The sequence below is a fragment of the Marinobacter sp. genome (assembly GCF_039977835.1).
Taxonomy (GTDB): domain Bacteria; phylum Pseudomonadota; class Gammaproteobacteria; order Pseudomonadales; family Oleiphilaceae; genus Marinobacter.
Genome location: NZ_JBDWCL010000069.1, coordinates 1 through 5,146, shown reverse-complemented (window position 1 = coordinate 5,146; position 5,146 = coordinate 1). Strand labels below are relative to the sequence as shown.

Genomic DNA, 5,146 nt, shown 5'->3' with positions numbered 1-5,146 from the left:
AGCAGCCAAATCCTGGTCTCTGGTCGACTTCAGGCTGCGCGTTTCAGGCACTCGCAACCTATTTTTCGACAATTGATGGCTCCCGTTAGCGCCGATGGCGATTTGCGGGGTATATTCGCCTGCAAAGTCACTGATTCAGGTAATAGTTTAACTTTCCCTCTCATTTGGACATTCAGGATTTCTCCGTTGCCCATCGTCTTATGAATTACCCGAACGCCAGGGACGAACCCTGCCGCTGGGTCTTCGGCCTCATCGACGACAACATCACGCCAGTTGCCGTCAAACATGAAAGAAGAGACCTGTGATGCGGGGCTCTGGATCGGGTGCACTCTAATATTTTCTGGATCCGAGACGAATTCAACTACGTAGAGCCAGTATCGATCGCCATAATCTTGAGCATTACTAAATTGCAGGCGAGATAACCCCACACCGATTCGATTCCATTCTCCATTAATGCCTTTTACTTCTATTAGCCTGTCTTCACCCGTCTCTGGATCAACGCTCTCGATGTCATAACCTGGGTGGGTTTGCGCCATCTCTTCCGGTATTCGACCTCTTTTCTTCTCAAACTCACAAACTGCTGCGCGAGAAACAATTTCAATTGCCAGATTACGCTCTCTTACCTGACCTGCATCATCTTCAGAGGATTGCTCAGCAGCGTCGTGTTTTTGGACGTAAGAAATAAGACGCCGATCCCATTGCTCCTTATGTTCCGACCGTGATTTTCTTGGAGACTTCTTTGGTCCGCTCACACGAGACGCGGACATTTTTCCTCCACTTGAAAACTTTGGTTGTGCGGGTTCACTTGAGTCTTTTGCGCCCAATGCGGGCCTAGGCTCTGCGCCTGGAAGGTTTTGAGATGCCTCAGAGTTAGTTCCAGAAGCTTCGTCATTGGCTCTTTCAGAGCCAGAGTCAGGCGCCGAATCACTTTCAGCTTGCCGATGAGTTTCATCGTTCTCTTCAATGCCATTAATTGGCCCCCCGCTACCCATAGCATCTAACTCTTCCGTCGAGAGATCGAATTGCTCGGAATCTCCATCTTCCGAAAGTTCGGGTATGCCAAAACTTGTAAGATGTCGATGCGCGTTGTCAGGGCTCATTTCGATCGATGAGTGGAAAATCAATGTTAATTTCGAGATGTCGTTTCCAGACTCGTCTGGCATAAGGTGGTGAAAGAGAGCAGTAAGAACAGGGGCCCAGTTGCTGTCGCTCACTGGCCTAATAATCAAAAGCAGATCTTTACCGTGGTCAAAAAAAGCATTGGCAGGACACACAGGGGCTAAAACCTCTTTCTCATCAATCTCTGCCGAGGCCTGCACTTTAATGGCATCACAACTTGAAACTCGCACATCTGCAAGGGCAGAGGTAATCCGCATTCTGATGTCTGCAGGTTTATCATGCAGCAAGCGCTGAACGATGGGTGCGCGCTGACTGAGTTTTTTTGCAATCTCGGCTTCCGGCGATTGATCGCCCTCAACATAATCCAAGTTAAGACTGCACGCTTTGCTTAGGCGGATAACTCCGAGTGCTTCAGCAAGATCCCAGAGTTCGGGCGCTAGCTTGCAAAGCGCTTGACTGAGAGTTTCCCCAAAAAATTGAGCAAGCCACTCACTGTCATGAAGCAATATTTCGTCCGGATGGATCGGATAATCTGCAATATTAAGAACGACCGGTGCCTGCCTTAGACGAACAAGGTCATCTTCTGAAAGCAGATTGCTATCAAACGCAGACGCAATTCCGTCTAGACAAGACTGATATACAGCTCGGTCCTGCCCCACCAAGGGTTTTGACTGCTCAAAATATTCACCAATTATTTCAATCAGAATTTCGGTCAAGTCGCTACTATCAGGGCTATCCTTTACCCCTATCGCATCAAAGAAACCCACCAGGTGCTCTAGATTATTTGGGACTGTAAATGCGAAACGACCCAGCTGCTGCTGGGACCAGTAGATCTTGGCAGACGAAACAAAGCCGCCGAGTTTTTCAACATAGATGCATCGAGCTCCCTTCAAACTGGAAACCTCTGAATCGTTCTTGGCGCGCTCGCTTAGAATGCGATAGGTAGTCTCATGCGGGGGAAGATTTGCATCGATACAATGTTGCAAGTGTTTTATAACAAGGGCCGTCGACGGAATAGTGTTAACACCCAGAAACTCCAATAGATCGGTTCTTAACCGAGCGGCATTTCGGAAATCGAGAATTTCTGCCTGGCTTTCAAATCCCTCTGACCGAAAAGGACTGTATAACTCGGCTGGCAAGTACCAACGCTCTTGGTCGCCCTTTGCAGGCAAGCATCGCGAACCCTTGAGATCAGATAGGGCCATTGATAACGAATTGTTATCTTTACCAGAACCGAATAAATCGCAAAGAACATAGAAAGCTTCTGAGCTTGCACGCCGCGCATCGTCATCGGGAGAGTATTCGCCTGAAAGCTGAACCATTCTCTCTACCAAATGCCGAGGCAATGGCTGATGACGGACGCCCAAAGTGTGGATAAAAGATCGAACCGATCTGGCGTCGGGAAGACGGGAATAATCCAACCATAGGTTCTTGCCATCACCCAGCACCTGTTCAAGTTTTTCATTATGAACGTAAATAGTGTCGGGAAGAGCCCAAGCGCCATCCTGTGTTGGTAAGATTGGAAGATTTTTTAATGTTTTAAGTGTGTTATCGCCATTCAGAAGACTTGGATGGTTGGCCAACTCTTCAATCAGTAGGGGGTATTTAGATTCATCGAGAGGGCCTTCTTCATCAAAGAATGTCGGAAGTACCGTCTCGACAAATGATTCAATGGATTGAGTTCTGACACCTAGCTTACTAGAGACAAATTGGTGGGCGGATGAGGTCAGTATAGAGTTGTCGAGCAAAGCACCCTGCCCCGTAGGATCCGTAAAGTTCCCGGGCAATAATGCTTCGGAAGCTTTTATCAGCCCCCGGCTTGAAAACCAGATTGGCAGGTTTCGGAGTGTCAAATATGTGCTTCTCGCTGTAGGTCCAAGGTCGTCAAGCTCAGCGAAAAGATCATATAGATCGCCCAATGCTTCTTTCTCAGGACAAACGACAGTTTCGATCGCGCCGGAAGAAAGCTTTTGATCGATGTGATTAACTGCGACGTCTAACGTTAGTTTCTCAACTAAATTCTTAAGCTTTTCAAACCGGGTTAACTCTTGGGACGCGATGCAGAGCCGTGGAAGAAGCTTGGTCGGGCCTGCAGCGTTAACAGAATCTGGACATCGATAGCATTGGGCCGGCGTAACAATGAACAAATCTTCTGTGACAAGACATTTGAGATTTAGCAGTTGCGCAACCGGATTTCTTCCACCGAATCTGCGAGCAGAACCGCCTGTGTCTGAAAGCAAATTTTCAATAATGCTCCATAGCGGCACCCAAAAGTCTTTAAGCTTCTCAACATCCGTTTTGCCCTGGTCGCCCAACTTGGCTGGAGGAGAGGTCTGCATCTGGGTGACCAAACGATCCAGAGTAAGGAACGGTGTACCCACTTGGTTTAGCGCAGTGCGATAGGAGCCAAGCACTTCGGAAACGAGGGTTGCCTGAATCTGTTTTAAAGCCGTTGATTGGGCTTCTGTAAACGAGCCGCTTTTAGGGAGAAACAGATTTCTTGGAAGTGAGAGGTTGCCCTCTTCATCCATCGCTACGCGGCTCTCGGCCACGCTATTTTTGAGGTGTCTCCAAAATTGTTGAAAACAATCTGGGTAATCTTTGCTCTTGTGGCTGATCTCGTAAGCCGGATTAATAATGCGCCAAAGATTATCGATACCAACAATTGCTCCAAGAGCCTCTGGGTTCCTGGCGAGTTCTTTTGCTGCAGCCCCAATGAGCATGTCATTCCAATGCCTAGAGTGCTGGTTACCTCCAAAAATTATGCTTTTGCGATCAGGCTCGGGATAAAAGTCAGCATTGATGTGTAAAGGTAACCCGGTGCTTTGCTCGGTCGGCAAGAACGCGTATAGAAGCCCGTTTTCAAGAGGACCTGGTTCAAGCTTTAACGCTATTGCGAACCGGGAGCTTCGGTCATCGCTCTTCAGGCGCTCATATTCTTCCGATAACAAACGCGCTTCTTCCTCAGCTTCTCCGCGAATGATATGCCAGCGCTCAGTGATATTTTCGGGGGAAAAGTGCAATGCCAGTTCTGAACTTTGATCCCGATCCAATGTGCAGCGAACCAATAGCTCACCATTCCTCCGGACCTCTGCCGCATGAATGTGATGGAGAAAGAGTAGGCTTTTACGAATAACTGCAAGAAAATCTTCAGTCAGCTGCTCGATATCGCGAGGTCGAACGTGTGTTGCGCCAAGAGCTTTTCTAGCCACGGAGTTTGCATCAGTGGCCCATGGTAGAAAAAACTTTGTTCCGGACATCTCAGGCACTGGCCAACTATCCCAGGCTCCCCTCTCAGGCTGCAGCCGAAGCTTGATCCGGGAAGATTCGATCTCGGGCTGGTCTGTAATTTGATACGTCGATACAAACCCAATTCCAAACCGGCCGATATTTTCGCTTTTAGATAGCTTGCCGCCGCTACCAACGTTGGCTATACGATGAAAATCACAACTGTAACCGTCCGCCTGCATCAACCATTCGCATGGCTGTTTACTCATATCGCCGCAGTAGCTGAACGCGCCGCTGTTGAGAACGATTAGGCCATCATCCGTGATATCGAAAATCACACTCCCAGCCTTTGCATCATCAGCGTTTTGGATGAGCTCCAGCGCCATAATGTCATAGCCTTGGAGGCCAGCAAGATGGCTGCGAATATTCCCAAGCAGGTCAGCAGTATACGCGCCACTCGTGACCGATACGGCTGTGTTGGAAGTAGTGCTTTGGCTATTGTTTTCGTTGTTTTGCATGGTCATCCCTTTACCTTTACTACGCGCTGCTTCCACACACCCGAGGAATCATCGATTTAGGTCAGCGAATAAAACGGTGTGCCTGAAAAGCGGCTCCAATGGCCGCACTTTATTTATAAATTTTATTGAGTTGATCCTAAACTAGCCCGGATTTCTCATGATGGGATAAAAGAAAGCGGCTGAAAGTGCTATAGTTTCAGGACCTTACACCGTTCACCAAGCACCAACAGCCGCTATCCAAAATGGTACCTGAAAAACTGACCTTCTCGCCACTGTCTCGC

Annotated in this window: 1 protein-coding gene; it reads right to left on the bottom strand. The window is 48.4% G+C overall.

Annotation, left to right across the window (positions count from 1 at the left end; translation table 11 throughout):
- Window positions 1-29: 29 nt before the first annotated feature.
- Window positions 30-4,865 carry a DUF3883 domain-containing protein gene (locus ABJM11_RS19770; RefSeq protein WP_348295679.1) on the bottom strand — a complete coding sequence of 1,612 codons (4,836 nt, stop codon included), beginning with the start codon at window positions 4,863-4,865 and terminating at the stop codon, window positions 30-32.
- Window positions 4,866-5,146 lie beyond the last annotated feature (281 nt).